The 26518-nt window shown below is 57.4% G+C and carries 24 protein-coding genes; 12 read left to right on the top strand and 12 right to left on the bottom strand.

What is annotated here, in order from left to right:
- Window positions 1-155: 155 nt before the first annotated feature.
- Window positions 156-977, top strand: coding sequence for a carbonic anhydrase (locus tag ACQ4N7_RS19105; protein WP_430713082.1), 822 nt, complete (start codon window positions 156-158; stop codon window positions 975-977).
- Window position 978: 1 nt separating this feature from the next.
- Here ACQ4N7_RS19105 and ACQ4N7_RS19100 read toward each other — a convergent pair whose 3' ends face one another.
- A complete protein-coding gene (locus ACQ4N7_RS19100; protein WP_430713081.1) occupies window positions 979-1545 on the bottom strand; it encodes a hypothetical protein in 567 nt (188 codons plus the stop codon).
- 448 nt (window positions 1546-1993) lie between these two features.
- Here ACQ4N7_RS19100 and ACQ4N7_RS19095 point away from each other — a divergent pair, with 448 nt between their 5' ends.
- From ACQ4N7_RS19095 to ACQ4N7_RS19085, 3 genes are all read left to right on the top strand, one after another.
- Entirely contained in the window at window positions 1994-4987 is a 2994-nt protein-coding gene (locus ACQ4N7_RS19095) for a type I secretion system permease/ATPase (protein ID WP_430713080.1), read from the top strand.
- Between the two features lie 258 nt (window positions 4988-5245).
- Complete coding sequence (locus ACQ4N7_RS19090) at window positions 5246-6769, top strand: HlyD family efflux transporter periplasmic adaptor subunit (protein ID WP_430713079.1); 1524 nt, start codon at window positions 5246-5248, stop codon at window positions 6767-6769.
- Window positions 6770-7004: 235 nt separating this feature from the next.
- The gene (locus tag ACQ4N7_RS19085; RefSeq protein WP_430713078.1) at window positions 7005-7991 is read left to right on the top strand and encodes a LysR substrate-binding domain-containing protein; all 987 of its coding nucleotides are present in this window, start codon (window positions 7005-7007) and stop codon (window positions 7989-7991) included.
- A 54-nt stretch (window positions 7992-8045) separates the two neighbouring features.
- Here ACQ4N7_RS19085 and ACQ4N7_RS19080 read toward each other — a convergent pair whose 3' ends face one another.
- Window positions 8046-8837, bottom strand: a complete 792-nt coding sequence (locus tag ACQ4N7_RS19080) for a hypothetical protein (protein ID WP_430713077.1) — start codon at window positions 8835-8837, stop codon at window positions 8046-8048.
- A 76-nt stretch (window positions 8838-8913) separates the two neighbouring features.
- Window positions 8914-9687 carry a 1-(5-phosphoribosyl)-5-[(5-phosphoribosylamino)methylideneamino]imidazole-4-carboxamide isomerase gene (hisA, locus tag ACQ4N7_RS19075; RefSeq protein WP_430713076.1) on the bottom strand — a complete coding sequence of 258 codons (774 nt, stop codon included), beginning with the start codon at window positions 9685-9687 and terminating at the stop codon, window positions 8914-8916.
- Between the two features lie 125 nt (window positions 9688-9812).
- Here hisA and fabI point away from each other — a divergent pair, with 125 nt between their 5' ends.
- From fabI to ACQ4N7_RS19045, 6 genes are all read left to right on the top strand, one after another.
- Complete coding sequence (fabI, locus tag ACQ4N7_RS19070; RefSeq protein WP_430713075.1) at window positions 9813-10589, top strand: enoyl-ACP reductase FabI; 777 nt, start codon at window positions 9813-9815, stop codon at window positions 10587-10589.
- A 140-nt stretch (window positions 10590-10729) separates the two neighbouring features.
- Window positions 10730-11311 (top strand): Uma2 family endonuclease, encoded by a 582-nt coding sequence (locus tag ACQ4N7_RS19065; RefSeq protein WP_430713074.1) that lies wholly within the window; start codon window positions 10730-10732, stop codon window positions 11309-11311.
- 17 nt (window positions 11312-11328) lie between these two features.
- Window positions 11329-12501, top strand: coding sequence for a serine hydrolase domain-containing protein (locus ACQ4N7_RS19060; protein ID WP_430713073.1), 1173 nt, complete (start codon window positions 11329-11331; stop codon window positions 12499-12501).
- A 114-nt stretch (window positions 12502-12615) separates the two neighbouring features.
- The gene (locus ACQ4N7_RS19055) at window positions 12616-12774 is read left to right on the top strand and encodes a hypothetical protein (protein WP_430713072.1); all 159 of its coding nucleotides are present in this window, start codon (window positions 12616-12618) and stop codon (window positions 12772-12774) included.
- A gap of 7 nt (window positions 12775-12781) precedes the next feature.
- Entirely contained in the window at window positions 12782-13369 is a 588-nt protein-coding gene (locus tag ACQ4N7_RS19050) for a CPBP family glutamic-type intramembrane protease (protein ID WP_430713071.1), read from the top strand.
- A 213-nt stretch (window positions 13370-13582) separates the two neighbouring features.
- Window positions 13583-14710: a hypothetical protein gene (locus ACQ4N7_RS19045; RefSeq protein ID WP_430713070.1), complete on the top strand. Its 1128-nt coding sequence runs from the start codon at window positions 13583-13585 to the stop codon at window positions 14708-14710.
- Between the two features lie 627 nt (window positions 14711-15337).
- On the opposite strand, the gene ACQ4N7_RS19040 is transcribed toward ACQ4N7_RS19045, so the two are convergent.
- From ACQ4N7_RS19040 to radC, 7 genes are all read right to left on the bottom strand, one after another.
- Entirely contained in the window at window positions 15338-16078 is a 741-nt protein-coding gene (locus tag ACQ4N7_RS19040; RefSeq protein WP_430713069.1) for a formylglycine-generating enzyme family protein, read from the bottom strand.
- A gap of 175 nt (window positions 16079-16253) precedes the next feature.
- Window positions 16254-17645 carry a sigma-70 family RNA polymerase sigma factor gene (locus tag ACQ4N7_RS19035; RefSeq protein ID WP_430713068.1) on the bottom strand — a complete coding sequence of 464 codons (1392 nt, stop codon included), beginning with the start codon at window positions 17643-17645 and terminating at the stop codon, window positions 16254-16256.
- Window positions 17642-18754, bottom strand: a complete 1113-nt coding sequence (locus ACQ4N7_RS19030) for a VWA containing CoxE family protein (protein WP_430713067.1) — start codon at window positions 18752-18754, stop codon at window positions 17642-17644. The genes ACQ4N7_RS19035 and ACQ4N7_RS19030 overlap by 4 nt, the downstream gene beginning before the upstream one ends.
- Window positions 18751-19677 (bottom strand): AAA family ATPase, encoded by a 927-nt coding sequence (locus ACQ4N7_RS19025; protein ID WP_430713066.1) that lies wholly within the window; start codon window positions 19675-19677, stop codon window positions 18751-18753. The genes ACQ4N7_RS19030 and ACQ4N7_RS19025 overlap by 4 nt, the downstream gene beginning before the upstream one ends.
- A gap of 5 nt (window positions 19678-19682) precedes the next feature.
- On the bottom strand, window positions 19683-20708 hold the full coding sequence (locus tag ACQ4N7_RS19020; RefSeq protein ID WP_430713065.1) for a hypothetical protein: 1026 nt from the start codon (window positions 20706-20708) through the stop codon (window positions 19683-19685).
- A gap of 8 nt (window positions 20709-20716) precedes the next feature.
- A complete protein-coding gene (locus tag ACQ4N7_RS19015; protein ID WP_430713064.1) occupies window positions 20717-21439 on the bottom strand; it encodes a TIR domain-containing protein in 723 nt (240 codons plus the stop codon).
- A gap of 189 nt (window positions 21440-21628) precedes the next feature.
- Complete coding sequence (gene radC / locus ACQ4N7_RS19010; RefSeq protein ID WP_430713063.1) at window positions 21629-22360, bottom strand: RadC family protein; 732 nt, start codon at window positions 22358-22360, stop codon at window positions 21629-21631.
- 97 nt (window positions 22361-22457) lie between these two features.
- Here radC and ACQ4N7_RS19005 point away from each other — a divergent pair, with 97 nt between their 5' ends.
- Entirely contained in the window at window positions 22458-22892 is a 435-nt protein-coding gene (locus ACQ4N7_RS19005) for a DUF1824 family protein (RefSeq protein WP_430713062.1), read from the top strand.
- Between the two features lie 23 nt (window positions 22893-22915).
- Here ACQ4N7_RS19005 and ACQ4N7_RS19000 read toward each other — a convergent pair whose 3' ends face one another.
- Window positions 22916-25000 (bottom strand): AMIN domain-containing protein, encoded by a 2085-nt coding sequence (locus ACQ4N7_RS19000; RefSeq protein ID WP_430713061.1) that lies wholly within the window; start codon window positions 24998-25000, stop codon window positions 22916-22918.
- A gap of 498 nt (window positions 25001-25498) precedes the next feature.
- Here ACQ4N7_RS19000 and ACQ4N7_RS18995 point away from each other — a divergent pair, with 498 nt between their 5' ends.
- Window positions 25499-26212 (top strand): COP23 domain-containing protein, encoded by a 714-nt coding sequence (locus tag ACQ4N7_RS18995; RefSeq protein ID WP_430713060.1) that lies wholly within the window; start codon window positions 25499-25501, stop codon window positions 26210-26212.
- 14 nt (window positions 26213-26226) lie between these two features.
- Here ACQ4N7_RS18995 and ACQ4N7_RS18990 read toward each other — a convergent pair.
- Window positions 26227-26518: hypothetical protein (locus tag ACQ4N7_RS18990; protein WP_430713059.1), on the bottom strand; the 292-nt coding region annotated here is incomplete at its 5' end.

Genomic DNA, 26518 nt, shown 5'->3' with positions numbered 1-26518 from the left:
GTTTGAGCGTCCTAGGTGCGGTGGCGGTTGAGAAGTAGCAATGATTGCTGTGATAAGTAAATCTTTGCAGTGCCAGAGCCTTGGATATGGGATAACAATAGATGCGGGTGCAGGCGGCGATCTGCTCCCGATCAATCCCATTGTTTGGTTGCCCCATGGAAAAGCTGCTGCAAGGTCTGCGTGAGTTTCAGGAAAACTACGTTCCCGGACGCGAGGAACTCATTCAGCAGTTGGCTAAGGGGCAAAATCCGCGCGTGCTGTTTATCGGCTGCTCTGACTCACGGGTAGACCCGACCATCATTACCCAGGCCGAGATTGGCGACCTGTTTGTGATTCGCAACGCGGGCAATATTATTCCACCCTACGAGGCGACTAACGGCGGCGAAGGAGCCACCATTGAGTACGCCGTCGAGGCGCTGGATATTGGCCAGGTGATTGTCTGCGGCCATACCCAGTGCGGGGCCATGAAGGGTCTGCTGCAGATTGGTGATCTTGAAGAAAAGATGCCCCTGGTCTACCACTGGCTGCACCACACCGAGGCCACCCGCAAGCTGGTCGAAGACCACTACAGCCAGCTTGAAAAGAAAGATAAGCTCGATCTGCTGGTGGCCCAGAACGTGCTGACCCAGATCGATAACTTGCAGACCTATCCCTCGGTACGCTCTAAGCTGCACGCAGGCACCCTCGACATTCACGGCTGGATTTACCAACTCGAAACGGCGCAGATACTGGCCTACGATGAGGAGTCTAAGTCGTTTGTGCCACCCCACAGCAAAATTCAGACCGACCAAAAAGCGGCTAAGGTGCTTAAACCCGGTGGCCTGTCGCTAGCCTTTAATGACACGGTGCGACCGGGGGCGGGTGCTCCATCGGTGGCTCTTCCCACTTTTTCTGAGCCAGCACAACCTCACTGGCCAGGGGCTAATCGCTTGAGCCCCGAGCAGGCCGCCCGCATTTATGGGCGCACCGGGGTTTAAGTTAGCGATCGAAGTTGGCAATCCGTCGCGCCGCGCCCACACTCTGCTCGCCAGGGCCAAAGGTGATCTCCAGAGCCTGCTGGTCAGCAAAGGCTTGAGAGGCTTCGCGGTAGACGGTGCGGGTGGTGGGCAAAGTGCGCCGCTGGCCGTTGTAGTCAAAGGTGAGGGCGTACTCAACATCTCTGAGCAGCGTAGGATCGGTGCGCTGCTCAATCGGTTCGCGCTTGCGGGCCTCTAGCTCGTCGGCGGTGGGGCGAGGGGGCAGCGGTGGCCAGTATAAGCCTTCGTCGTCGGGGCCGGTGGCAGCCCCGTCTGGCCGCACGCCGTTGCGGTTGACCAAAGAGTTTGAGTTGAAGGTTTCCATGTGAATGGTCTGGCGGCGATCGAAGCTGCGGGCGTATTCGGCCCGCCAGGTCTGGGTGACGGTGGCAGTGGCTTCGTAGGTGCCGGTGGTAACGGTGTCGCCTGTAGCGGGGTAGTTGTCGCACCCGGCCAGACCCAGCCCCAGGGCCAGGGTGCCAGCCTGAAGCCAGCGGGGCAGCGAGAACGGAGCGGTTAACGTAGACATGGCAACAGCTGATTGCGTTCAAAGGTGAGCCTGTCTATAGACGCTACCAGCGTCTTATATAGAACGGCTAAGGCAGGCGGCAGGGGATGAAAGTGGCACAGGATGGTGAATGGTCTAGCCGGTTCAACCGTTTCTGGTTCGGGCAGCCCGTTTCTTACCCGTTGGCTTTACGTTCGGAGCCTAGATGGTAAAACGTTGGTCATATTAACCTGAGGTTATCTTGTTGAGAACACCCAAGGGCCTACTATAGGGCAGGCTGCGAAAGGTCTTCAAACTGCCATCGGAGTTGGCTAATCCTAATGGCCGAACTTGCTTAAATTACGTTGTGTATCGATTTAGTGCATCTGCCTATCGCTCACAGAGCGTATTGACTCAACCTGGTGAATACTAGCTCCTGCTTCGGCATGTAGCTATGCCCGGCTGCCCCTACCGCGTGCCCCCCTTAGCTATGACCCAAACGTCGTTTTCGATTCAGCAAACCTTTGAGACTCTAGAGCCCTTCGATCGCTTGCCCCCAGAGGCACTACAGCAGCTGTTGCAAACGGCTCAGCCCCTGCGGTACCGAGTGGGGCAACCCCTGCTGCGGCGCGAGATGCTAACCCAGCAGGTAATTGTGCTACTCGAAGGGCAGGCCCGCTTGCTAGGCTACGACCCGCGCAATCAGCAGCCCGTCACCCTGAAGCGCTTTGGTCGGGGCGAAATGCTGGGGGTAATCAGCCTGATTCGCGGTGTGCCGTGTGAAACGGTGATTGCCTCGACCGAGGTGCTAGCGCTCACCCTGCCGTCGTACCGATTTTTGGGGCTGCTGGATGAGTGCCCAGCGTTTGGGGGGGCTGTGCGCGATCGCGTCTATGCGATCGAAGCCTTTGACCTGGTGGCCGAGCACGCCAAGGCCCACGCCCTCGACTTTGGCGATCTCAAGGCCAAGGCCCAAACGGTCTGTGACGAATCGGCGATTGTCACTCTGCCCAGCGGCCCCAACGACCTCAGCCAGCTCGATGCCAGCCTCACCTGGGTGCTCAGCGGCGGTACGGTGCTGAATATCCCGGTTGGCTCTACCCTGGGGCGCGATCGCTCCGTTGAAGTGCTCAGTCCTCAGGGGGCGCGGGTGCTGGGTATGACCCCGGCGGTGCTGGCCGAAACGCTGCCTGAACCTGCGTCAGACCCTGAGGCCGTGGCGGTGCCCGTAGAGGTGCTCGATGTCAACGACATTCCCTACGCTACTGAGGCCGATTTAGCCCCTCGTGCGCAAGACGCCTCAGCGGCAGCAAAAGCGCCCAGCCGCAGCTACCCCTTCGCCAGGGGGCGGGGCGAGGTCGACGGTGCCCTGGCCTGCTTTGATATGCTCAGCCAGCACTTTTCTATGCCCTTTCGTAAAGATGTGATTCGCCGCATTTTGGCCAATCAGCACGAGCGCATGGGTCAGCTATCGCTGCCGATTTGCGGCTCGGTGAGCGAGATGATGGGCCTCAAAACCCAGCTGGTGCGCGTGCCCGCTGGGGCTTTTGGTCGGCTCCACACCCCCTGCCTGATTCGCTGGCAGGAGAGCTTTGCCGTCGTCTACGAAACCACTGAGAAAGCCTACATCCTGGGTGACCCGGAGGTGGGCATCATTCGTCGCACCCCCGAGAGCTTTGCTGAGGTGTGGGGCGCTGGTGACGGCGCTGGGGGGGAAGTCCTGTTATTGGAGCCTACCCGCGAAACACCCCAGCAAAAGTTTGGTCTGCAGTGGTTCTGGCCCTCGATCAAACAGTACCGCTGGGTGCTGATTGAGGTCTTTATCGCCTCGTTCTTTGTGCAGCTGTTTGGCCTGGCTAACCCGCTGATGGTGCAGCTGATCATCGATCGCGTGATTGTGCAAAACAGCGTCGATACCCTGCAGGTGCTGGGCGTTTTCCTGGTGGTGGTGGCGATTTTTGAGGCCGTGCTGACCAGCTTGCGCACCTATCTCTTTGTCGATACCACCAACCGCATCGACATGGCCCTGGGGTCAGAAATTATCGACCACCTGTTTCGCCTGCCCCTGCGCTACTTCGACAAGCGCCCGGTGGGCGAACTTTCCAGCCGCATCAACGAGCTGGAGAACATTCGCCAGTTTCTCACCGGCACAGCCCTGACGGTGGTGCTCGATGCCGTGTTCTCGGTGCTGTACATCGTAGTCATGTTCATCTACAGCTGGTTGCTGACGCTGGTGGCGCTGGCGACCATTCCACTGTTTGTGCTGGTGACTATGCTGGCGGCCCCGGTGGTGCGCAAGCAGCTGCGGGTAAAAGCCGAGCGCAACGCCTCGACCCAGTCGCTCTTGGTTGAGTCGCTGTCGGGTATTCAAACCGTGAAAGCGCAAAATATTGAGCTGCGCACCCGCTGGAAGTGGCAGGAGCGCTACGCCGAGTACGTCAGCGCCGGGTTCAACACCGTGCTGACATCTACCACCGCTAACTCGGCCAGCAACTTTCTCAACAAGCTTTCGGCCCTGCTGGTGCTGTGGGTGGGGGCCTACCTGGTGCTGCAGGGCGAACTCACTCTGGGCCAGCTGATCGCCTTTCGGATCATCTCAGGCTACGTGACTGCGCCAATTTTGCGCCTGGCCCAGCTGTGGCAAAACTTTCAGGAGACGGCTCTGTCGCTGGAGCGGCTGTCGGATATCATTGACCACCCCCAGGAAACCGAGGCCGACGAGGCCAACCAGATCCCCATGCCGGAGATCACCGGGCAGGTCACCTTCGAGAATGTGGCCTTTCGCTTTGCGCCCTCAGGGCCATTGCAGCTCGCTAACGTGAGTCTGGAGTTTCCGGCGGGCATTTTCATTGGCGTGGTGGGTCAGAGCGGCTCGGGTAAAAGCACCCTGATGAAGATGCTGCCCCGCCTCTACGAGCTGGAGTCGGGCCGCATTTTGATCGATCACTACGACATCAGCAAAGTGGAGCTGCACTCGCTGCGGCGGCAGATCGGCATTGTGCCCCAGGATAGCCTGCTGTTTGATGGCACGATTCAGGAGAATATTTCGCTCACCAACCCGGACGCGGAGCCGAGCGTGATTATTGAGGCGGCCAAAACGGCCTGCTGCCACGACTTTATTATGGACTTGCCCCTGGGCTACAACACCCGTGTCGGCGAGCGCGGATCAACGCTTTCGGGGGGGCAGCGGCAGAGAATTGCGATCGCCCGCACCATTCTGCAAAACCCGCGCCTGCTGATTTTAGATGAAGCCACCAGCGCCCTCGACTACGACACCGAGCACCAGGTCTCAATGAACCTCAAGGAATGGGCCAAGGGCCGCACGGTATTTTTTATCACCCACCGGCTGAATACCATTCAGCAGGCCGACCAGATTCTGGTCATGGATCAGGGTTCGGCGGTAGAGCTGGGCACCCACGAGGAACTGATGGACTTGCAGGGGCGCTACTTTACCCTCTACCAACAGCAGCTCAGCGGCGTCTAGGGAGGAGCGAATGCACAATACCCGATCTTCTGTAGGGTGCATTAGCGCCAGCAATGCACCCTCCCCTCGACACCTGAAGCAAATTAATTTGATCCATAACGGAATGCCTTCTCTGGCAAGACTGCTCGAACGGTGGGTTACGGCCTGACAAAGACCTTTGTCTGCCCCCAAATTTCCCTCCGGCCTAACCCACCCTACCCGCTAACGCATCCACTCACCCACCCCTCACTCACCTACCCACCCACTCCCCCAACAGCCATGGTTCGCATCAACAGCCTCCCCCCCAACCAAACCTCTAATGCCGACCAGAACGGTGATGCCGTGCTCGCCAACCAGCCCTCGCGGCAAAAGGTACAGTTCGACAAGCCCGTAATTCTGCGCCAGTCGCCCCGCTGGTCGCGGGCGGTGGTGTGGACGCTGGTAGGCGTCACGACGTTTACCCTGGGCTGGGCCTGTTTAGCCAAGTTTGAGGAGGCGATTCCGGCCCAGGGCAAGCTGGAGCCAAAGGGGATGGTGCAGCCGGTGCAGGCCCCGGTGGGGGGCGTAGTCGAGGAGGTGCTGGTCAGCGAGGGGCAGGCGGTAGAGGTGGGCGACCCGCTGCTGCGGTTTGACCCCGAAACCACCCAGGCTCAGCTCACGTCGCTAGAAACCATTCGCACTAAGCTGCAGGAAGAAAACGCCTACTACAAAGCGCAGCTGGCCGATGACATTGACGCTAGCGCTCCGGTAGATATTGCGCCGGGGCTGGTGCAGCTGACCAGCAACCGCGCCGCCCTGGTGGCCGAAAACGCCCTCTATCGCGCCCAGCTGGCGGGTGACGCCACCGGCGAAAGCCTGCCCCCGGCTCAGCGCGATCGCCTGCGGGCCGCCACCGCCGAACTCAACTCGCGCCTCAGCATCGCCAATCTGGAAGTAGACCAGCTGCGCCGTCAGCTGACCCAGACCCAGGCTCAGCTTGCCAACGCCCGCGATGCCCTGCGGGTGAACCAAAACATTCTCGATCGCATTAAACCGCTGTACGAGGCGGGGGGCATTGGCGAGATTCAGTACCTGCAGCAGGAGCAGGAGGTGAACAACCGCCAGACCGAGGTCAATCGCCTGGTCGAAGAAGCACAGCGGCTGGAGCTGGCGATTGCCCAGGCCCAGGAGCAGTTTCGCAACACCGCGATCGCCTCCCAGGACGACCTGCAGCAGCGCATTGCCGACAACGACAACCAGATTGCCACTATTGATAGTCAGCTAACCAAAACCATTCTCGAGAACGATAAGCAGCTGCAAGAAATTGATAGCCAAATGGCCCAGCTGCAGCAAACCCTGACCTACCAGGAGTTGCGCGCCCCGGTCAGCGGCACGGTGTTCAATCTCAAGGCCAACCAGCCCGGCTACGTGGCTAACTCCACCGAACCCATTCTCGAAATTGTGCCCAGCGATGCCCTGGTGGCGCGGGTGTTTATTACCAACCGCGACATCGGCTTTGTGCGCGAGGGCATGGAGGTGGATGTGCGGATTGACTCGTTCCCCTACAGCGAGTTTGGCGATGTGAAGGGCACCCTCACCCAGATTGGCTCCGACGCGCTGCCCCCCGACCAGATCAACCCCAACTACCGCTTTCCGGCAGAGGTAACCCTCGGCGACCAGCGCATTGCTATCGACGGCAAGCCGGTGCAGCTACAGTCGGGTATGTCGCTGAGCGCCAATATCAAGACCCGGCCCCGGCGCGTGATCACGATCTTCTCTGACCTGTTTGTGCGCAAAATCGACACGATCAAAACCGGCGGTTAGCAATCAAACAGCGCTCAAAGCCTTAAGAGATGCAGGGTATAAGGTGCAGGGTGCAGGGTATAAGCTCTAAGGAGCGACCTCATACCCTGCACCCTCAGCCTCTTTTCCTGCCTATCTTCCCCAGGTCAATTCTCCCCTCGACAGACTCATTCATAGAAAAAGCAGACTAAGTCATCCGAATTTGATAGAATAGCGTCTATGTAAATGCTCCGTTGCCCACCGGGGAGGTCAATCGTTGATTCACGCTACGCTGCACCAGCTTAAGGTTTTTGAAGCGACTGCTCGCCACGGCAGCTTTACCCGCGCTGCCGAAGAACTCTACCTGACCCAGCCCACGGTGTCGATTCAAGTGAAGCAACTGACCAAAGCCGTCGGTCTGCCGCTGTTTGAGCAAATTGGCAAACGCCTTTACCTGACCCAGGCCGGCCAAAAGCTGCTGGAAACCTGCCAGGAAATTTTTGATGGTCTTGACCAGTTTGAAATGGCGGTGTCTGACCTGAAGGGGCTGAAGCAGGGGCAGCTGCGGCTGGCGGTGATTACGACAGCCAAGTATTTTGTGCCCCGGCTGCTGGGGCCGTTTTGCCAGCGCTTTCCTGGCATTGACATTTCGCTGAAGGTGACCAACCACCAGCAAATTCAAGAGCGCATGGCCAACAACGACGATGACCTCTACATCATCAGTACGCCGCCCGAGCAGCCCGACCTGAAGATCTATCCTTTTCTGGAAAACCCGCTGGTGGTGCTTGGCCCCCAGGATCACCCGCTGGTGGGCAAGCCGCGATCGCCCATCAGCGTTCTCAACGGTGAACAGTTCATTATGCGCGAGCCGGGGTCGGGCACCCGTCAGGCGGTGCAAAAGCTGTTTACTGAGCACGATATCGACGTCAGAGTGCGGCTGGAGCTGGGCAGCAACGAGGCCATCAAGCAGGCGATCGCAGGCGGCCTCGGCATTTCGGTACTGTCGCTGCACACCATTATCTCCGAGGGCACCACGGGCGAGTTTGCCATTCTCGATGTTGACCACTTCCCCATCGATCGCCAGTGGTATGTGGCCCACCTGGCGGGCAAGCAGCTCTCGGTGGTCTCCCAGGCGTTTTTGAACTACCTGCTCGAAGAAAGCCACGCCATGGTGGATAACCTGTTGCCCGGAATCAATCGCGTTCCGGCGGCGGTGAGCGGTGCTGCCAAAGCTAAAGGCGATGAGCTACTCAGCAAGGTTTAGGCGAGGGCAGGCACCTGTAACCCTTCCCTTGATCTGCATCACCACCGTCTCCGGTCAGGCCAGGCGGGTAGCTACTGTATAGGACGGTCGCTGAGATTTTTCGCGCTGAGTTTTGACCAGGCGAAAATTTTGGTCGATGTAGAGGTGATCGAGTCGTGGCCTAGCCTCAGCAATCTTTTGGTACTGCTTAGCCTGAACCCGATTTTCGCCCTGAGTGGGGACAGCATTTTGCGGCTGAAAATCAGGGTCTTTTTGATACTGGGCTACGGTTCGGTCAAACCACGCCTGCGCGGCTTCAGCCCTCAAGGAAGGCGAACCCAGGCGCAGTACTTGCCGAATGCAGACATTTTGAATCTCCCAATAGTCTTGGCCAATTTGCCCTGGTGCTGATGGATGGTCGTCTTGGGCCAGCGTCTGAACTCCGTAGCTCTGCATAATCATGAAATCGTAGCTGAGTAGCCAGCGAGAGAGCCAGCTCAAAATAGGGGTTTTACGGCCAGGTTTGTAGCGGGCCAAATTGGCGTAAAAGCCGTTGGCATCAAAAATTTGGTAAGACTCGTGATGCACGCGTCCCGGAATGATGTCTTGAAAGGGAATAGTCGACCAGACCGGACGCCAAATTCCTTTTAGCAGCGGGATTTGTTGATTCAGATCTGGAGTTGGGTTGCGGCGTTCTAGCTCGTTAAAGAGGGGCAGTAGGGTTTCGTTAGCAAACCGAACTTTTTTAGCCATCGGCTCCGACTCCCGCTCGTCTACGTGCTTGAGCAGGCTGTTTTTTAGCGTGGCGGTGCTCGCCTCAGCCAGGACGGCGGGCTCAAAGGGGGCATCTAGTACAGCAGAGTTCATATCCAACTCGGTCTATAAACACGTGAGCTTTAGGGATAGCGATCGCCTCTAAGCACCGGGGCCTGACCATCCCGGTTTACGCAAAAGCCGAGCCACCCATAGACGGTGGCACATCCTGCCAGCGCCCGTTGCCCACCGCCCGCACCGCTTCTTTGAGGCTGACATCGCCCGTGTAGAGGGCGCGGCCCACAATTACGCCCTCGACCCCCTGAGCTTCTAGCGCCAGCAGGCTGAGCAGGTCGCGCAGGGCACCGACGCCGCCCGAGGCAATCACAGGAATGGACACCGCCTCGGCCATCGATCGCATGGCGGGAATGTTTGGCCCTTGCAGGGTACCGTCGCGCTGAATATCGGTGTAGATGATGGCTGCGGCTCCCCGCTGCTCCATCTGCTGGGCCAGGGCGATCGCCTCGACTTCAGAGGTTTCGAGCCAGCCCCGCGTCGCTACCTTGCCGTCGCGGGCGTCAATGCCAACGATGATCTGACCAGGAAATTCGCCCGCCAGATCGCTGACTAGCTCAGGGTTCTCGATCGCAGCCGTTCCCAAAATGGCGTAGCGAACGCCGATGGCGAAGAGATCGGTGACTCGGGCGCGATCGCGCAGGCCGCCCCCTACCTCTATCGGCACATCTACGGCTTTGGCTATGGCCGCGATCGCCTGCCAGTTCTCCGGCTTGCCCGACTTGGCCCCATCGAGGTCGACCAGGTGCAGCCGAGTTGCCCCCTGCTCCACCCACTGCCGCGCCACCTCTACCGGGTTGTCGTTAAATACCTCGGTTTGGGCGTAGTCGCCCTGGTACAGCCGCACACAGCGACCGTCGATCAAATCAATAGCGGGGATAACTTCCATGGGTAGCGCGGACCAGATGAGATGAGTCTGAGCCTATCCATTCTATCGGTCTGTACCCTATTCACCGGGTCCACATTCCCGTAAACTCCTAAAGTGCGATCATCACCGCCCAACGTAACGACATCATGCTAGACCTGACTGGTAAAAACGCCCTGGTAACAGGCATTGCCAACAATAAATCGATTGCCTGGGGCATTGCCCAGCAGCTTCACGCCGCCGGAGCCAACCTGGGCATTACCTATCTGCCCGACGAACGGGGCAAGATGGAAGGCAAGGTCAAAGACCTGGTTGACCCCCTCAACCCCAGTCTGTTTTTGCCCTGTAACGTGCAGAACGAAGCCCAGGTCGAGCAGGTGTTCAGCACCATTGGCGAGAAGTGGGGCAAGCTCGATATTTTGATTCACTGCCTGGCTTTTGCCAAGCGAGAAGACCTCACGGGTGACTTTAGCGCCACCTCTAAGGACGGGTTTCAGCTGGCGCTCGACGTCAGCGCCTACTCGCTGATTACCCTAGCGCGGGGGGCCAAGCCGCTGATGACCGAGGGCGGCAGCATTGTCACCCTCACCTACCTGGGCGGCGTGCGGGTGGTGCCCAACTACAACGTCATGGGCATCGCTAAATCGGCGCTGGAGATGAACGTGCGCTACCTGGCCTCGGAACTTGGCCCCCACAACATTCGCGTCAACGGCATTTCTGCTGGCCCCATTCGCACGCTGGCCTCATCGGCAGTGGGCGGCATTCTAGATATGATTCACCATGTAGAAGAAGTTGCGCCGCTGCGCCGCACCGTCACCCAAACCGAAGTGGGCAACACGGCGGCGTTTCTGTGCAGCGACCTGTCGACTGGCATGACCGGGCAGATCCTCTACGTTGACTCCGGCTACTGCATCATGGGCATGTAGGTATCCCGATCATTCTGAGCGGTGCATTGCGGCTGAGGGATGGAGGTTGCTGCTCCGTGAGATTTAGTAGCCGCGAATGCACCCTACGAGGGGTTGGGCATCGCTAGAATTGTGGGATGCCCTGGTGCTGTAGCGATTCCATGACTACAACGTCCATTTTGCTGACCTTTGAGGATTATCTGGCCCAGACTGACGGGTTAGAGGGGCGCTATGAGCTGGTCAATGGAGCGCTGGTGAAAATGCCGCCCGAATCGCCAGAGAGTATTGATATTGCCAAAGGGCTGATGTTTGCCCTGGCTCGCTACGTCCCTGTTTCCCTGATTGCCTACAACACTGAGATTGAGGTTTCTGGGGGGCGGGCGACCTGTCGTCTACCTGATTTACTTATTCACACCGAAGATTCTAAGGCTGCGCTTCAGGCCACGACTCGCGCCACGATTCCCCGTGACATGCCGCCGCCCGCCCTGGTTGTTGAAGTCGTATCACCAGGCGAGAAATATCGCGCCCGTGACTACCGCTACAAGCACACTGAGTATGCTGCTCGACGCATTCCCGAATACTGGATCGTTGACCCTGGGCAGCGGCAGGTGACGGTTTGCCAGTGGGTTGAGGGATGCTACGAAAATCAGGTATTTGTGGGAACACAGGTTTTAAGGTCTGAGGTTATCGCTGCCCTAACCCTAACCGCGAATCAGGTGCTTATCCTGGAACAGCAGGGATAGCGATCGCACGAACGACCATGACAAAATCTTTCCTCAAGCCCAGGCTGTGGACGGTGGTGGGGCTGGTTGCCGTGGGCGGGCTGCTGCGGGTGGCAGTTGACTGGCGGCTGCTGGCGCGATCGCTCACCTACCCCGATCGCCCCATTACCTCGGCCGACTGGTATCAGCCCCAGCAAAAGGTTGCGGGCGTTGGCCCCCAGGCTCCACCGCTGGCGAAGGCGGAGACCACCGAGATTCCCCAGGACGCGCTTCAGACGGCGCTGGAGTTTGCTGAGGCGCAGAACTCCGTGGCGCTGCTGGTCATGCACCGCGATCGCCTGGTGGTCGAGCAGTACTGGCAGGGCCAAACGGCCACCGACCTGGTCAACTCCATGTCGATGGTGAAAACCTTGCTGGCGCTACTGATCGGCGTTGCGATCGACGAAGGGCACATTGGCTCAGTTCAGGACCCTGTCGGCACTTACCTGCCCGAATGGGCTAACGACCCCAGGGGTGACATCACCATCGCCGACCTGCTCTACATGCAGTCGGGCCTGCGCAACGACGATCGCACCGACACCCTGCGCTCCGACCTGGTGCAGCTCTACGGCGGCTCCGATGCCCAAAAGCTAGCCCTCAGCATTCCGCTAGAAGATCAACCCGGCCAGCAGTTTGACTACAACAATGTCAACTCGCAATTGCTTAGCCTGGTGCTAGAGCGGGCCACAGGCGAATCGTTTGGCGACTACCTGAGCCGCCGCCTGTGGCAGCCCCTAGGGGCAGGTGACGGCTTCCTTTGGCTCGATCGCCCCGGCGGCCACGCCAAACCTTTCTGCTGCTTCTTTGCCACCGCCTCTGACTGGGTACGGTTGGGGCAACTGCTGCTGCACGATGGTCAGGTCAACGGCACCCAGGTGATTCCCTCCGAGTGGATTGAGCAGATGCGGCAGGAGTCGCCGCTGGAGGCCACCTTTGGCCTGCACCTCTGGCTGAAGGCGCGCACCAGCGCCTATCCTCAGGTCAACCGGGCCTCATCGGCTCCCTTTGCCGCCGATACGTTTTATTTAGATGGCCGCCACCACCAGCGAGTCTACGTTATTCCCTCTGAAGAACTGGTAATTGTACGCATTGGCGAAGACCCCCCGGCCTGGAACGATGCGGTGATCGTCAATGCGATCGTGGAGGGGCTGCGCGATCGGCAGGAGAACTAGAGGGGCGGCTTCTCCCCAAGGTATTGGGAAGCTTTGGTTTTCCTTAAGGCTTACTCTCCGTAGGGGCGAATGTGGTTTACTGGCGGTCTCCTATTACTGTGATGCTGGCTGCCGATGCTACCGTCTCCTGAGTCAGACTTACCGTTGTCTCCCCGCACCCGTCGCCTGCTTCAGCAGATCGCTTTAATCGCAGCGATCGCCTGTTTGTTAGGGTTATTGGCGACGACCGCAGGAGGTGCAGCACCGCCACCGACCGACTTTTTGACGTTTTAGACTTCCAATGTTGCTTGCCCCCGGTCCTGTTCTAGACCTGATCGCCCGGCGTCTGACTGAGGCCTTTGCTACCGGGCTGAGCTGGCCGATGGGGCTGCTAGGGCTGGCTGCGATCGCGCTCTACAGTTTAATAGCACTGCCGGTTGGCCTTTGGACGGAGTTCCTGGTGCGCCAAAGCGTAGTCTCTGGCCGATTGAGCCTGGGGTGGGATGCGCTACGTCGCTTCATTGCGCCCGCCCTGGTCGAAGAGACAATCTTTCGGGTCATGCTGCTGCCCCATCCGGCTGAAGGGGTAGCTGCGGGGCGCTGGCTGCTGTGGAGCATCGTCAGCCTGGCATTGTTTGTTTTGTACCACGTAGTGCTCGATAAAACCTTGTATAGGAAGGCTGGAGCAGGGCTTTCTGACCCGCGCTTTTTGCTGCTGGCAGGCTGGCTGGTGCTGGTGCTAACCGGCGCTTACCGACTCACCGGGTCGCTCTGGCTGGTCGTGCTCATGCACTGGATAGTCGTGCTGGTGTGGGTATATGGCCTGGGCGGCTGGGCGCGACTATCCAGACCCAGCCCAGGACAAAAGTCATCTGTAAGCAGCCTGTAACCGGCTTTTGAGACGACAGTTGGGGCGTGAGGATCCGGTATGGCTGAGGCTGCGATCGCGCAAAACTTTCCTGGGCACTGCTAAATTCCTGTGGCACAATACCGAGCGGAGCATTGCAGACCAATGGGTGGCCCCAGCGCTGCCCGCGACAGATTTTCTTGAAAGAATGTTTTGTCGCTGATGTTTATCTAAAGGAAAGCAAGGGTGTTCCCTATGTCTTCTATTGATTTGTCGCCCAACCAAGATTTCTTCAACGAAGAGGAAGCCGTCGTTGACCTGATTCCCAATGACGCCTTTCTCGGCAGCAACAGCGTGCTGAGCCTGCTGGCGGCGTTTGATCCCAGCTTTTCTGACCTGGTGGCTGACTTTGCCGACGATTTGCCCAATGCCAGCGGGCAGGTGCTGGTCGATGACGGCCTGTTTGAGGTCAACCTGCGGCTGGCCGACGGCACGGCCTTGACCGGCAGCTTTGATGCCCCCGCCACCCTGCGCAGCTACGCTGACCTGGCGGCGGTATCTGACGGTACCGTCACCCTGTCGGGAGGTATTTTAGAAGCCGCGATCGCCGCCGATGGTGAAACGGCAGCCCTGTCAGAGTTCGACCTAGCTGCCGCTGCCAGCGCCCTGGTGCTGGGTGCCGTCAACGCGATCGATGCCACGGTGCCGTTGTCTAATGGAGCCTTTACCCTAGATTTAGCTACGGCCCTCGGCTCCATCAGCGGCACCATTGATGTTGCTGGGGGGGACCTCAATCTCGACCTGGCCACTCCCTTTGGTCAACTCGTAGCCGACATTGACTTCCAGGACGATGCAGTTTTTCCCTTTACGGCCCCGGTGCCTGTACTGGGCGACATCACTGGCGCGGTCGATTTAAACAGCGGCAACATTGTGGCTTCCCTGGGGCCGCTTGGCGATCTATCAGTGCCCCTCTCCGCGCTGAGCGGTGAGCTAACGTTGGCCAATGGGTTCGCCGACCTAGCGGCCACATTGCCCATCGGCTCGGGTCTCAACCTGCCGGTGGCCACCGACATTGAACTTGGTCCCTTGGCCAGCGAATACGTCGCCGAGTTTGTGCAAGACCTTGAGGGTACAGGCACCCTCACCAACGGCATTCTCGACGCCACTGTCGCCAGCCCCCTCGGGCTGTTTGAAACGGTCTTTGATGTGGTAGCCTTCACCAGTCAGGGAGCCAACTTCTTCGCTGGCATCGATGGTGCCGTTGATATCGGCAACGGCATTGCCACCGCGTCGTTGACCACGCCCCTGGGTGACATCAACGACAGCTTTGAGCTGACCACCCTAGCCCCAGCCTTAGAAACTCCGATCGCGGAGTTGATTTAGCTGGATTTCTATTATTGAAGCATTAAAAAGGGGGAGAGCAACTGCTCTCCCCCTTTTTTGTGTGATTTCTAGTGAGCTTCGTTTAAACCTGTCTTTCATAAGAACCAACCCATCGAGATTCTAAACTGCGATTAAAAAAAGGGGTTTTAGAAGGCCCTCTTCTAAAACCCCTGGTTAGCCCTTTCAAGACTTGAATTGGCGCTGTTCGGTCATTGCATAATACGTGGCCATCTTGAAAAGGTATGATTGCAAAAAAGCCTCTTGACATATGCGATCGCCCCCATGCGAATATAATTTTAAGCTGTTCATCGACGTTTTTGGTCATCTTGATCTCCTGATCTAGAATAAACATGAGCAGCAGGAATAGTCCTTGATTGCTCATTCAATATACCGAGCTAAGTCATGGCAATCCGGAGCATTTTTGCAACTAAGCCCTTCGTGACTCTCTGACTGTACCTAATGTAAATGATGGCTTCTATTTCCACGTGAGGCCTGTGACAGTTATCAATTTGACTTGTGATCTCGCTTAGGGGTAAACCAGATCCAAGTCCAGAAGTGGAGTTTTATTGTAGAAAAGCTACAGCTCCCAAGCTGGACTTGGGATAATCTCTAAAACGGTAAATTTGATCACTTTTCTAAAGCACAAACAACCCGAAAGCCTACATCGGAGTGACGACTCTTTGGATCGAAATGAATGCGGCTGGCGGAGCGACAGCGCTGAGGCGTCGTGTACCAGGATCCACCCCGTGCTACACGGTGAGTGGATTGATCGGGTTGAGAAGCAGTCTTAGTCTCCCCTTTTGAAGCGTCGTCGTAGGTTGGCCGCCACGAGTCTTGGCACCACTCCCACACGTTGCCGTGCATGTCGCAGAGGCCGAAAGCGTTGGCAATGCCAAAGTGGTCTACGGGGGTAGTGGTTAGGCGATTTTCGCCCCGAGGGCCACGGCCATAGGCCCCGTGCTGTTCATCAGCTCCGTTGTAGTTGGCCAGATCAGTGGTGATGGTCTCGCCAAAGTGGAAGGGCGTGGTGGTATTGGCCCGGCAGGCGTATTCCCACTCGGCCTCGGTGGGCAGGCGATAGGGGCGACCAGTGTGGAGCGAGAGCCTGTCGCAAAACTCTACCGCCTCAAACCAGGAGACCTGCTCAACAGGGCGATCACTGCCCTGAAATTGAGAAGGAATAGGATTTAGCCCTAAATTTACCGCAGGAAGCCGGGCTACAAACTCCCACTGGGCCTGGGTAATGGGATAACGTCCCATAAAGAATTGAGGTAAATCGACCTTATGTCGTAAACCTTCTCGCTCTTGACGTTCTCGTTCTTCTTGGGGAGAACCCACAAAACAACTGCCTGCAGGAAGCAGAACCATTTGAATCCCAAAACAATCGAGAAGAAGCTCTCTAAAAAGCTTTGCAGAAGACTTACTATGCTTAAGTGTCGGATGCGGCGTTTCTTTATGCCTTACGAACATTTTCGCCAACTCCTCTCCTGATATCAGCAAAATAATTGGACTCTCGATTACAAGCAGAATTATCAACCTTGCATCACGTGTTAAATAATTTCAAAAAATTTTCCCGCAGTCTCTGAAGCGCTCTTGACTCAAGCCTCCTTAGCTGTCTAACAGTGGGAACGCTCCCGTCTCCTGTCTTAACGACAGCCCTGTAATTATCACGGATTTGTTCATAGGTTTTACGCTGAAAGAACTTCATTCGGATGAGTGCTTGATCTTCGCTTGAAAGGCTATTTAGAGCATCCTCCAAGTGTTCTAGCTCCTCAATAAATGTTAGTTCAGCTAGAGAATTGTTGGGATGCTGCGCTAGCGTCGTCAGTTTTTGCGCCTTACGCTCATCTTTAATGGTAGCGTCGACTTGACTTCTGAGGATATTGAGGCAAACTTGGCGAAGCCAAGCTTCAGGGTTCCTGATTGGTTGATTGTTCCTATGAATATACTCAACACCTCGTTCAACCCCCTCAACAATGACTTCGTGTGGATCGACATGAGTAATCTGCCACTGTCGAACAAATCTATTTAAGAACTTATACAGTGATGTACCCTTGGATTCATCAGGCATCAGGAGATGACTTACTGCCATCAAAAATTCATATACTAAGCTTTCATCTATAAATTGCGCGATCGCAAAGTCAAAATCTTCTAAAGGAGGCCAACTAGCTAAAACCGAGTCCCCTTGAATTGTTGGATACTTCCTGCGAATCTGATCCGACAACTGCCCTGGCAGTTTTAGCTCCACTCCTGGTAAAACCTCATAACTTCGCTCAGCTTGCTCTGCTTCTACTACACCATCACCAATAACGCATTCACTGACCAAAGCTGCGTAACCTAACAAATCAGGGTAATCAGCCAATTTGGGCGCAAGCTCTGTTGTAATTTGGGCTAACCGGGCTAATTCCGCTGGGTTCACCAATTCCTCCCCAACCTGATTCGCCATAGCTCCGCTTGCTTTCAACTTCTCTGTAATCTGTTGCACGGCAGTTTGGCGATGATTGCCACCTAAATAAACCATGGCGGCCCACTGCTGGGCTTCTAGCTCTTTTTCATTTACGCTTGCGCCAGTTTCCGCCAGGTAGCGCACGTAGCTAATTAGCAGCTTGGCCACTTGCTGAATGCGCGATCGCCCAAACTGGCGCTCTAGCTCTGTCAGCAGATACGCCCGCACATCGGTTTCCATAGCGTACAATTCATAGCCCACGGGCTGGCACAGGTCCGAGAGCAGCAGATCGACCTCTGCTATCCAGGGCACCTCTTCATGGCGTAAGAATTCGTTGCGCAGGTAGTTGACTAGCTCTGGCGTAAGCACCAGGGGCAGGGCCGCATGGCAGGCCAGCGCATGGTATGACGGCTCAAACCGCCGCACAAATCTTCGCACGGTTTGCTCGGCCTGGGTCTGGCGCTGCTCTAGGGGGAAGGTGTCGCTCATAGCCTAAATGCCTGTAGCGGCTGCAACGGCTGCCCACGCACGATATCGATCGCATTGCTCAGACCGTCATCATCCATCTGAAACATCGGCACGATATTGGCCATAATATCCGCAGAGCTGCCCTTCCAGCGATCGCGCGGCATGGGGTTTAGCCAGGCGATCAGGTTTGTCGTCCGCCGCAGTTTGAGCAAAAATCCAGTAGTAGCCCGAATGCGATCTAGCCGTCGATGCCCCCGCGCCGCGCCGCCATCGCTGACCACCAGCACGCTGGTATCGCTGTCAAGGTTGGCAAGCACAGTGTTAAAGTCCACCGGCTGAGTGAGAAACGCGTCGCGGTAGAGAAAACTGGTGGGGATGTTGTGAAAATAATAGACTGACACCTGGTCAGCGGGAAGGGATCCGCTGCCGCTGGCGGTTTCAACCAGGTCGCGGGTAAAGCGGTGAAAGGGCATCATTGAGCCATTTTGGTCGATCAGCAGTACCAGGCGAGCCTGGTTGCGATCGCCCCTTTGCAGCACCGGAGCCAGGTAAAAACCCTGCCGCGCCACCGCCGACACCGTAGCATCTACGTCTAAAATTGTGGCCGATCCGGCGGCTACAGGACGGCGCAGGTACCGCCAGGCATAGCTCATCGATCGCCGTGAGACCGGCCAGTAGGCGCTTAAATCCGTTGGGTTTTCTACCTCAGCAGGGGTAAAGGGTGCTCGCACGGGCTGGGCAGCCATATCGGGAACAGCCTGTAAACTATCCAGACCGTCTAGCTGGGGCGCTGACAAGTCTTCCTGTATGTTCGGTAGGGCTGGGGGTGGGGTAGGGCTAGTAGGGGGTGGCTGAGAGTTTGGGGCGTCGGCAAGACCGACTGGGGTGGATTGGACTGCGATCGCCTCGCTCAGCACGTCATCCCAAATGGGCTCAAACTGGCTGCGTTCTGATCGAGACTCGCACCAGAGCAATTTCAGAGACGTCTTGACCTGATCAACGCTGGTAGCGAACCCTTCTTCTACCACAGCTAGTGCGGCCAGGTGCTCACTAATGCCCAGGTTAAACCCTCTCCGACGCAGCCGGAAAAAGGCATTTGTCACCAGAGAAGCCAGGTCTAAATCGGTCATAGACTGGCGGGGCGAGCGGCATTGCGCCAGTCGGCTCTGAGCTTAAAGAGCAGCTCTCGATAGGGTAGATGCTCATCTTGGGCGAGTTTTTTAGCCGAGTAGGGCTTGCTACCAAAGTGTGTTAACGCTTGCAGCCAGTCTAGAAACTCACTGGTGCCCGGCTTTTTGAACAATCCTTCTTGCTGACGCACGGTCAAAAAGCGATCGGTAGCGACATCAATCAAAGCCTGAGGAATGTGCCGATGGGCCGCTACAATCTGCTTTAGCTGTTCAGGCTGGTTCGGAAATTCAATGAAGTAGTAGATACATCGCCGCAAAAATGGGGCTGGCAAATTCCCCTTCTCTTTGTTGCTGGTAATAATCACAATGGGCGGATACTTGGCCTGTTTCGTCTCCCCAGTCTCGCGAATGGTAAACGACCACGGCTCGTCGAGTACAGTCAGCAGATCGTTGGGGAAATCTAAATCGGCTTTGTCAATTTCGTCGATTAGAACGACCGCCGGGCGATCGGGACAGTCAAAAGCTTTTCCCAGGGCTTTGAGTTCTAAGTAGTTGTTGGGGTTGCTGGGGTCGATGAGGCGCTGAGAGGCATCGGGTTGCTCAGGCAAATGCTTCGCCAGGTTGACGTCATGCAGCCGCAAAATTGCATCGTATTCGTACAGCCCTTCCTGATACTTGGTCGTCGATCGCACATCCCAGCGATACAGCGGCAGCCCCAGTTCATAGGCCACTGCCGTCGCCAGTCGGGTCTTACCACACCCGGCTTCGCCTTCTAGCAGCAGCGGACGCTTGAGAAAAATGGCCAGATTCACCGCCGTAATTAGTTCCTCTGAAGCCAGATAGGGTTCGGGCTGCTGGGGCGAATCAGGATGGGCTGCTGCGGATCGCTGGGCGAGGTTGCCGGTAAAGGTGGGGCGCTTCATAGGGGCTAGGTTTGGGAGGCTAATAGTTGCTCAAAATAATCTTGAAGGGCTTGTCGAATGAGGTTGGGATCTCCGTCACTTTCGTCGTAAATCTGTTTGGCCCAGGTCTTAGCTTGGGGTTTTGATAGTCTGAAATGACTAGCTAACCAAATGCGAATATCTTTCTCTGTCCAGTGAGTCAATGGAATTTCTAGAATGCTGCGACTGTCGAAGGCATCAACCGTGCAAAAGCAGGGCAGTTTTTGACAGTCTTCCGTCAAAGGGCGATTGGCCACGATTACAAAAATCACGCGGGCGTTCCATTCTTCCAGCACATACTCCAACTCATCAACTAGGGGTTGCCAAAAGGTTTCGAGCAGCCACTGCATCAATTCATGCTGATTTTGACGACCGACGGCATCCCAATTGGTTAGCTGAATCACAACCGTAGAATGTTCTCGCAGAGCATCGCACAGAGTTGTTCGAATAACGCTAACGTCAACATTAGGGTTATCCGTTAGTTCTACCCCCAAGTAGCGACCCATAGATTTTAGAAACGTAGCTTGATCAGCTCCACCAGTGGCAGGTGAAAAAGCTACTTCATAGTAGATCGGGGTTGCCCTGCCGCTGCTTAAGACATCACTGAGCGCTAGCAGTAGCAAATCTCCTGCCATGCGTCGGCTTTGTTGCAGCAAAAACAGGGCCGCTCCCCCTTCGTTAATCTGGAGATCGTCAACAACTCGGTGAATGATTCGTCGCGCCTCCCGGAAGTCGATTTTTGGCAGGGCTTCATCAAAGCTGAGGATGTGGCGATTGATGTCTTGCTTTTGCTGCTCCAGTGCTCCCAACAATTGTTCTTTTTCCTGAATTTGGCCTAAAAGCTGTTTTTTGCGAATTTCTAATCTGGTCTTTGAACCTGGATCTAAGGTCGTGCGAGATTGGTCAGCAATAACCTCATACTCAACGACTAACTCTGCGATCGCTTTCTCTAGATCATTTTTTTGCAGTGTCAGACTGGCTGGGTCTGCTGTCGATTGGCGAGTGGGGGGCATGCTCAAAGTTAGCCTTTAGAACAGTTTTGGATGGCATTAATGCGTCCATCAATGGCCGAAATTTGCTGTAATAATCGTTTTACCTTTTCTGCCAACACAACCTTGCGATCTGGATCACTGGTTAATCTCGCTTCTTCGGCGCAGGCCTGATGCTGCTGGCTGAGTAACGCGAGCTGCTGATTTAGATCGTCTAGCTCTAGCTTTTGGGCCAGACTGAATGACTTTTCACTAGTTCTTGAGGATGCTGGGGTCGATTTACTCTCTAAAATTTTCTCTAGCCGCCGCGTCAGTCGAGTCATATCCTGGTGAAAGTCGGGGTCAGACCTGGCTAAGGCGCTGTTTAGTCGGGCCAACGGTTTTAATGGTTCAGGCAGCTGTGCTTCCGTGAGGCGCTCCATTTCGCCCACTAGTAAAGGAATCACAGTAATGGCATCATTTTCCAGAGCTGTTTGAATTTCAATGCGCACCCAGTCATCGGCGTTGTCGAGTCGACGCTGTCCATCCTTTTCTACCGTTAGCCAGGTGGGGCCAATTACGGCCAGGAGTACGCTGCATTTAACCAACTCTTGCTGAATGTAGTCAGGGAAATCGGTACCGTAGGGAATGGAGTGGACATCCTTAAACACGGCGGCTAGTCCAAAGTGAGCGACTAGGCGATCGTAAATGCGGCCCGACACGTCACTGCTATCGCTTCTACGATAGGAGATAAAGATGGCATTCGCGTCCGGCATGTTTAGCGAGCAACACGGGTAAGATCAATTTCTCTACCTGCCATTAAAGCTCTAGAAAGCGACTTGCACTACTGAATTTAGCTTATCTTTGCCAATAGAGAGCGCTAGCCGACGCAAAAGCCCCGGCCAAAATCGCAAATCTAAATTTTGAAATCAAGACCGTGGGTTTATCCAGAAAAATTTTTAGCTCTACGCTCCCTGGGGTGTTTCCTGCCAGAGCTGGGTGGTCTGACGCAGGCTGCGGTAGTCGCCATTGCCGATGATCAGGTGATCGAGCACGGGCACCGCCAGAATTTGTGCCCCCTGCAAGAGCTGTCGGGTAAGGGCAAGATCATCAGGCGATGGGTCGAGATTGCCGCTGGGGTGATTGTGCGCCACGATGCAGCGCACCGCGCCGTGGCGAATCACGGTTTTGAAGATGTCTCTGGGGTGGGCCAGGGTTTCGGTGGCGGTGCCGATGGTGATTACCTGGGTGCCCATCAGGCGGTGGCGCACGTCGAGCAGCACCACGGCAAAGCGCTCCTGGGTCTGCCACATGAGGTCGTGGCTAAGGGCGGCAGCGGCGATCGCCGGATCGTCGACCACGGTTTTCTCAGGCGGAATCGCCTGCAGCACCCGTTTACCGAGTTCAATGGCGGCTAGGATAGTGGTGGCTTTAGCCGGGCCGACGCCGTCAATGGCCGTCAAATCGTGGGCCGAGACATCCCGCAGAGAGGTCAGCGGGTCGCGCTGGTTTTGCCCCATCTCTTGCAAAATTAGCTGACCCAGCCCTACCGCTGACAGCTTGCCGGGTCCCTGGCCGGTGCCCAGCAAAATGGCCAGTAGCTCTGCGGCCGAAAGACTTTTTGCCCCGTAGGATAGCAACCGTTCGCGCGGGCGATCGCTAGACGGTATGTCCAGCATGCGAACATGGTAGGTCATGGTGGCACCTCTGATAGCTGGGCCAGAGGCCCTCTGCTAGTAAGCCCAAACGGCTTTGGGATGATTCACCCCTGGAACCGACTACCAAAAACCAACTATGACGACCTCACCCTTCCCCGCCGCCGCCGCCATCATGGCCATTCGCCAGCGGTTGAACCGGTTTAGCTGCCTCACGACCCCACCTGCCCTCAGCGATGCCGAAGCGGCCCAGGTGCGAGCTGACCTGAGCCACTTCAACGAATGGTCTGACTATCAAACCCTGGGCATTTGCGCGAATACTCTGGCCGAGGGCCAGAGGGCGCTGGAGGCATTTTTGCTGGCCCTGGGGGTGGCGGTCAACCTCGACTTGCCCGCCCGTGACGGGGCGGTTTATCTCAAGTTCAACACTCTCAAGGGAGCCTGGTATTTAGACGACTACAGCGGCCTATCGCGGGGTGTGCTGATTACCTTTCACACCTCAGACCCTGAGGTGGCCGAGGTGGCGGGTACCTATGGCCCCTTCCCGTTCGATCTGTTCATCGAGCACAGGTAGGGGCGTAGCATGATGCTACGTCCCTACCAGCCGCCAGCGCCCCACTCACGGCTCTGCTCGGGGGCGGACGCAATGGGAATGGCTCGCGGTATATCTTGAATGACCTGCACCTGAATAATTTGGTTAGGCTCAATGACCACGGTCTGAGGCGAGGTGCCCACGACCGTGGTTGCGCCAACCAGGGCACCGCCGATCAGGCCAATGCCGCTGAAGCTGGTCACCAGCATCAGGGCCAGAGCGCCCAGGCCGGCCCCAGCGGCCAATCGGGGAGTGCTGACATTGGGGCTGCCTACCATGTACTCGGTAGTGCTAGCAAAATCCACCTGCTGTCCGGCAGGAGAAATCAGCCGTTTGCTCACCCAGCGCTGGCCCTGGGGGGTGGGTTCAAACTGACCAATGAGCTGGCTGCCAGCCGGGGCAACAATGCCGTTGGTAATGGGGTCGCGAATATCGTGGGCCAGCAGCAGCACCTGATTTTGGCTGGAGCCGGTGTTTAGGTCGAGGGGTTCGTCGCCCACGTAGCGCAGTTCTAAAATAGTGCCCGCCGCCACCAGGGTATCGGGGGAGAGAGGGCGCTCGGCGGGGGGCGGGTTAATCGCGTCGGGCAATGCCGCCCGATCGCCGCTGCCGGGCAGTGGGCTACCAAACAAGATTGGCTCTCCGGCGGCGGCTAGAATAATTGGGCTATCGGGGGGGACAACGCTGCCCTGGCTGGTCGTGGTTGGGGCTGTGGGCACGCTCAGCAGGTTGGGGTCAGTTCCAGCCACCTCAACGGGGACCGTAGCTACGGGCGGCGGCTCCTGACTGATGGCGTCGGGCTGGGCCGCGATCGCAGCCTCAGCGGCCAGGTTGGGTAGCGCCGGGGGTTCCGCCGCTATGGCCTCAGCCGGGCGGCTGGTTTCAGCAATGACCGGCTCTGTAGCTGGGGGATTTGTCACTGCGGGAGCTGTGGCCGGTGGGGCCTCAGGTGGAATAACCGCGATCGCCTCCGGCTGGGCGACAGGTTGTTCTGGAGTCGCCTCCGGCTGAGCGATAGGCTGTTCTGAGGTCGGTAGCTCCGGCGGCGTAACTGCTATAGGAACGCCGCTGGTTTCGCTATCAATCGGTGGTAAGGCTTCAGGTTCTGGGGCTGATGGCTCGGCTGGTAAGGCCGCTACCTCAGGTTGAGGCGGTGCAGCGGCGGGTGCAGGGATTGCCGCAGTGCCAGGGGCAGCGGGTGGCTCTTGAGTCAGTACCGGGCTGGCTCCCGCACTGCTGGGGATGGCGGGTGCCGTGGCGATCGCACCCGGTTGGGCAGCCCCAGCGGTAGGGGGTTCTAACGAGGTAGAGCCTGCCGCCTGGGGCGCAGCGGCCACCGGGCCAATTACGGCATCGAGTTCGGCCAGGCTGGGCACCGAGACCTGCTCTCCCGGCTGCCCCAGATTAAACGGATCGACAGGCAAGGTTTCGGGCAGGTTCGTCAAACTGTCGATATCGCTGGGCAGCATCAGGTTGGCGGCTGAGGTGCTGAGCCGCCCGGTCCCAGCCGCTGGAAAGCCCAGCTGAGGGTTGTTTCCCGGAATCATCGGCAGCTCCACGATCATTTGGCTATTGCCGGGTACGGCAGCGGTACCCGATATCGAGGTGCCATCGGGTACCGCTGCCGTAGAGGCACCCCCCGGCGCGGCCAGGGCGGTGAGCACCCAGCGGGTTTGCTCGCCAGCCGCGATCGAGACCAGGCTGGCCCCGTCTGCCGCCAGCACCGCATCGGCGGCCAGATCGAGCACCACCACCGTGGCATCGTTGACCTGACTGAGGCTCACCTGGCTCACGGCTCCGCTATAGGTTTGCTGCGTCGCTATTGCCCCCAGCTGGGTTTGGGGCAGCGTAAGCACAATGCGGGCCGGGTTGGGTTCAACCCGGTACTGAGGCGTAATGCCGCTGGGCAGCGTCAGGGTCAGCTGTTGGGTAGCCGGGTCAAACTGCCAGGCCGCCAGGGTTTCTGCTCGCGCAGCAGGGCTGATCACCAGCAGGGTAGACACAATCAGGCCGCTCCCGGCCCAGCCCCCCAGACGATGGCCGATCGCCGGTGGGCGCGATAACGCAAATGGTTGGGTTGAGTGTTCCATGGGTGGTGTCTCCCTCTGATGCAGTGTGTGAGTTGGGTTGTGCGAACGTGAAGCAAACCTGACGACGACCTTACGGCCAGCCAACGCTAGATGCAGCGTAAGGGACGGACCTAAACCGCCTAAATACAGCGTGAACCCAAAGCCTAACTAAGGATACGCACAATCTTAAAAATTGCAAGAGGCTTAGGGATCGTCCATCAATTAACGGTTGATGGCCAAGAATCAACGGTTGCAGTCCCTAGCCTGTCTTTTGGGACTGAGCGTGGCAATGCTGATGGGACCAAAGTTTTGGCCGGAATCCATGACGCGCCCTGAGATTGCGATCGCAATTTCAGACACGGGCTGGGGAACTTGCGAGCCAGCGATCGCGTCGCGAGGAACTAGAGAGTTGCCATGTTCTGGGTTTAAGCAACGTTGCTATCTGGTCTACCGTCCAGCTGCCGGGGCACCCTAGGCAAAAACCTACTCACACACGCTATCGACTGGAGGCAGCACACCATGGTTCGTTCTACGACCGGCACAATGACTAGATTACTGATGGGTGGGTTAGCCACCACGCTACTGCTGGGGCCATTGACGGCGCACAGCCAGGCTCAGACAGAACCCGAGGGAACGCCTGAGAACGCTCCAGCCGAACCTGCCGAGGCCGACACTGCGCCTCGCTTCACCTGCCAAATGCAGGATGGACGCTACACCGTCATGTATTCTCCCACCAGTCAGCCGGGGCAAGCCTACCCCTGGGCCGTGCCTGAGGATATGGGTAGTGCCTGGCCTGCCGAGCGCCGCTGTGCCACCATCAGCGATCGCCTGGAGCAGTACCGCCCAGACGGCCTGCTGGCCCTAGAGACCGCCGTTGAAAATGGCTATAACACCGTTTGTGTCACCACCGAAACCGTGCCGGGCTGTCGCATTGTCTTCACCGTACCGCCGGGGCAGGATGCGGCCGTCACCCGCGATCGCGTGTTTGACAACTTGACCATTGCCGATCGAGGCGATCAAACCCAGGGGGTAACCACCTTTACCGGGGGCAACAGCGACGTGCTGGGCCAAATCGGCAATGTTCTCGGTCTGCCCGGTGCGGCTTCCCCAGGCCGTCGCACCAGCGGCATTAACCTCAAGCCCTTTCTTGACCCGACCGATGGCGGCACTGGCGCTCGATTAAACAGCGGCAGCCCTGCTGGTCGGCCCCTCAATCCCGACGCATTCCGTTAAAGATGCTAGGCCAGTTAGTCCACCATGTGCTGGCTAAACAGGTAGCCCAAAAATAAAATTTGCAGGGCTGTGAACAGGCAGGCCGCAAACCCGGTCCAGTAAAGGGCTGTGTAAATGCGGCCCCACCACTGCAAAAACGGCGCTGGCTCAGGCAACTGAGCGATCGCCGTTTTTGTTCCCTGCAAAAACCTCATCATGCCAACAAAATTAGCCGTCAACAGCCCCACTAGCACGGCTAAAACGGCGACTATGACCGGGCTAATCGTGCCGTAGCCAGATCTCATAGAGGCCACCACAAAACCGCTG

The organism is Nodosilinea sp. AN01ver1, assembly GCF_050565655.1.
GTDB lineage: Bacteria > Cyanobacteriota > Cyanobacteriia > Phormidesmidales > Phormidesmidaceae > Nodosilinea.
Note: the sequence above shows the minus strand (reverse complement) of the source record. Positions and strands in the feature narration are given on the sequence as shown.

Bases quoted from the DNA above. Each gene is read 5' to 3' on its own strand.
- ACQ4N7_RS19105 (WP_430713082.1), top strand. From the start codon at position 156: ATGGAAAAGCTGCTGCAAGGTCTGCGTGAGTTTCAGGAAAACTACGTT.
- ACQ4N7_RS19100 (WP_430713081.1), bottom strand. From the start codon at position 1,545: ATGTCTACGTTAACCGCTCCGTTCTCGCTGCCCCGCTGGCTTCAGGCT.
- ACQ4N7_RS19095 (WP_430713080.1), top strand. From the start codon at position 1,994: ATGACCCAAACGTCGTTTTCGATTCAGCAAACCTTTGAGACTCTAGAG.
- ACQ4N7_RS19090 (WP_430713079.1), top strand. From the start codon at position 5,246: ATGGTTCGCATCAACAGCCTCCCCCCCAACCAAACCTCTAATGCCGAC.
- ACQ4N7_RS19080 (WP_430713077.1), bottom strand. From the start codon at position 8,837: ATGAACTCTGCTGTACTAGATGCCCCCTTTGAGCCCGCCGTCCTGGCT.
- hisA (WP_430713076.1), bottom strand. From the start codon at position 9,687: ATGGAAGTTATCCCCGCTATTGATTTGATCGACGGTCGCTGTGTGCGG.
- fabI (WP_430713075.1), top strand. From the start codon at position 9,813: ATGCTAGACCTGACTGGTAAAAACGCCCTGGTAACAGGCATTGCCAAC.
- ACQ4N7_RS19065 (WP_430713074.1), top strand. From the start codon at position 10,730: ATGACTACAACGTCCATTTTGCTGACCTTTGAGGATTATCTGGCCCAG.
- ACQ4N7_RS19060 (WP_430713073.1), top strand. From the start codon at position 11,329: ATGACAAAATCTTTCCTCAAGCCCAGGCTGTGGACGGTGGTGGGGCTG.
- ACQ4N7_RS19055 (WP_430713072.1), top strand. From the start codon at position 12,616: ATGCTACCGTCTCCTGAGTCAGACTTACCGTTGTCTCCCCGCACCCGT.
- ACQ4N7_RS19050 (WP_430713071.1), top strand. From the start codon at position 12,782: ATGTTGCTTGCCCCCGGTCCTGTTCTAGACCTGATCGCCCGGCGTCTG.
- ACQ4N7_RS19045 (WP_430713070.1), top strand. From the start codon at position 13,583: ATGTCTTCTATTGATTTGTCGCCCAACCAAGATTTCTTCAACGAAGAG.
- ACQ4N7_RS19040 (WP_430713069.1), bottom strand. From the start codon at position 16,078: ATGGTTCTGCTTCCTGCAGGCAGTTGTTTTGTGGGTTCTCCCCAAGAA.
- ACQ4N7_RS19035 (WP_430713068.1), bottom strand. From the start codon at position 17,645: ATGAGCGACACCTTCCCCCTAGAGCAGCGCCAGACCCAGGCCGAGCAA.
- ACQ4N7_RS19030 (WP_430713067.1), bottom strand. From the start codon at position 18,754: ATGACCGATTTAGACCTGGCTTCTCTGGTGACAAATGCCTTTTTCCGG.
- ACQ4N7_RS19025 (WP_430713066.1), bottom strand. From the start codon at position 19,677: ATGAAGCGCCCCACCTTTACCGGCAACCTCGCCCAGCGATCCGCAGCA.
- ACQ4N7_RS19020 (WP_430713065.1), bottom strand. From the start codon at position 20,708: ATGCCCCCCACTCGCCAATCGACAGCAGACCCAGCCAGTCTGACACTG.
- ACQ4N7_RS19015 (WP_430713064.1), bottom strand. From the start codon at position 21,439: ATGCCGGACGCGAATGCCATCTTTATCTCCTATCGTAGAAGCGATAGC.
- radC (WP_430713063.1), bottom strand. From the start codon at position 22,360: ATGACCTACCATGTTCGCATGCTGGACATACCGTCTAGCGATCGCCCG.
- ACQ4N7_RS19005 (WP_430713062.1), top strand. From the start codon at position 22,458: ATGACGACCTCACCCTTCCCCGCCGCCGCCGCCATCATGGCCATTCGC.
- ACQ4N7_RS19000 (WP_430713061.1), bottom strand. From the start codon at position 25,000: ATGGAACACTCAACCCAACCATTTGCGTTATCGCGCCCACCGGCGATC.
- ACQ4N7_RS18995 (WP_430713060.1), top strand. From the start codon at position 25,499: ATGGTTCGTTCTACGACCGGCACAATGACTAGATTACTGATGGGTGGG.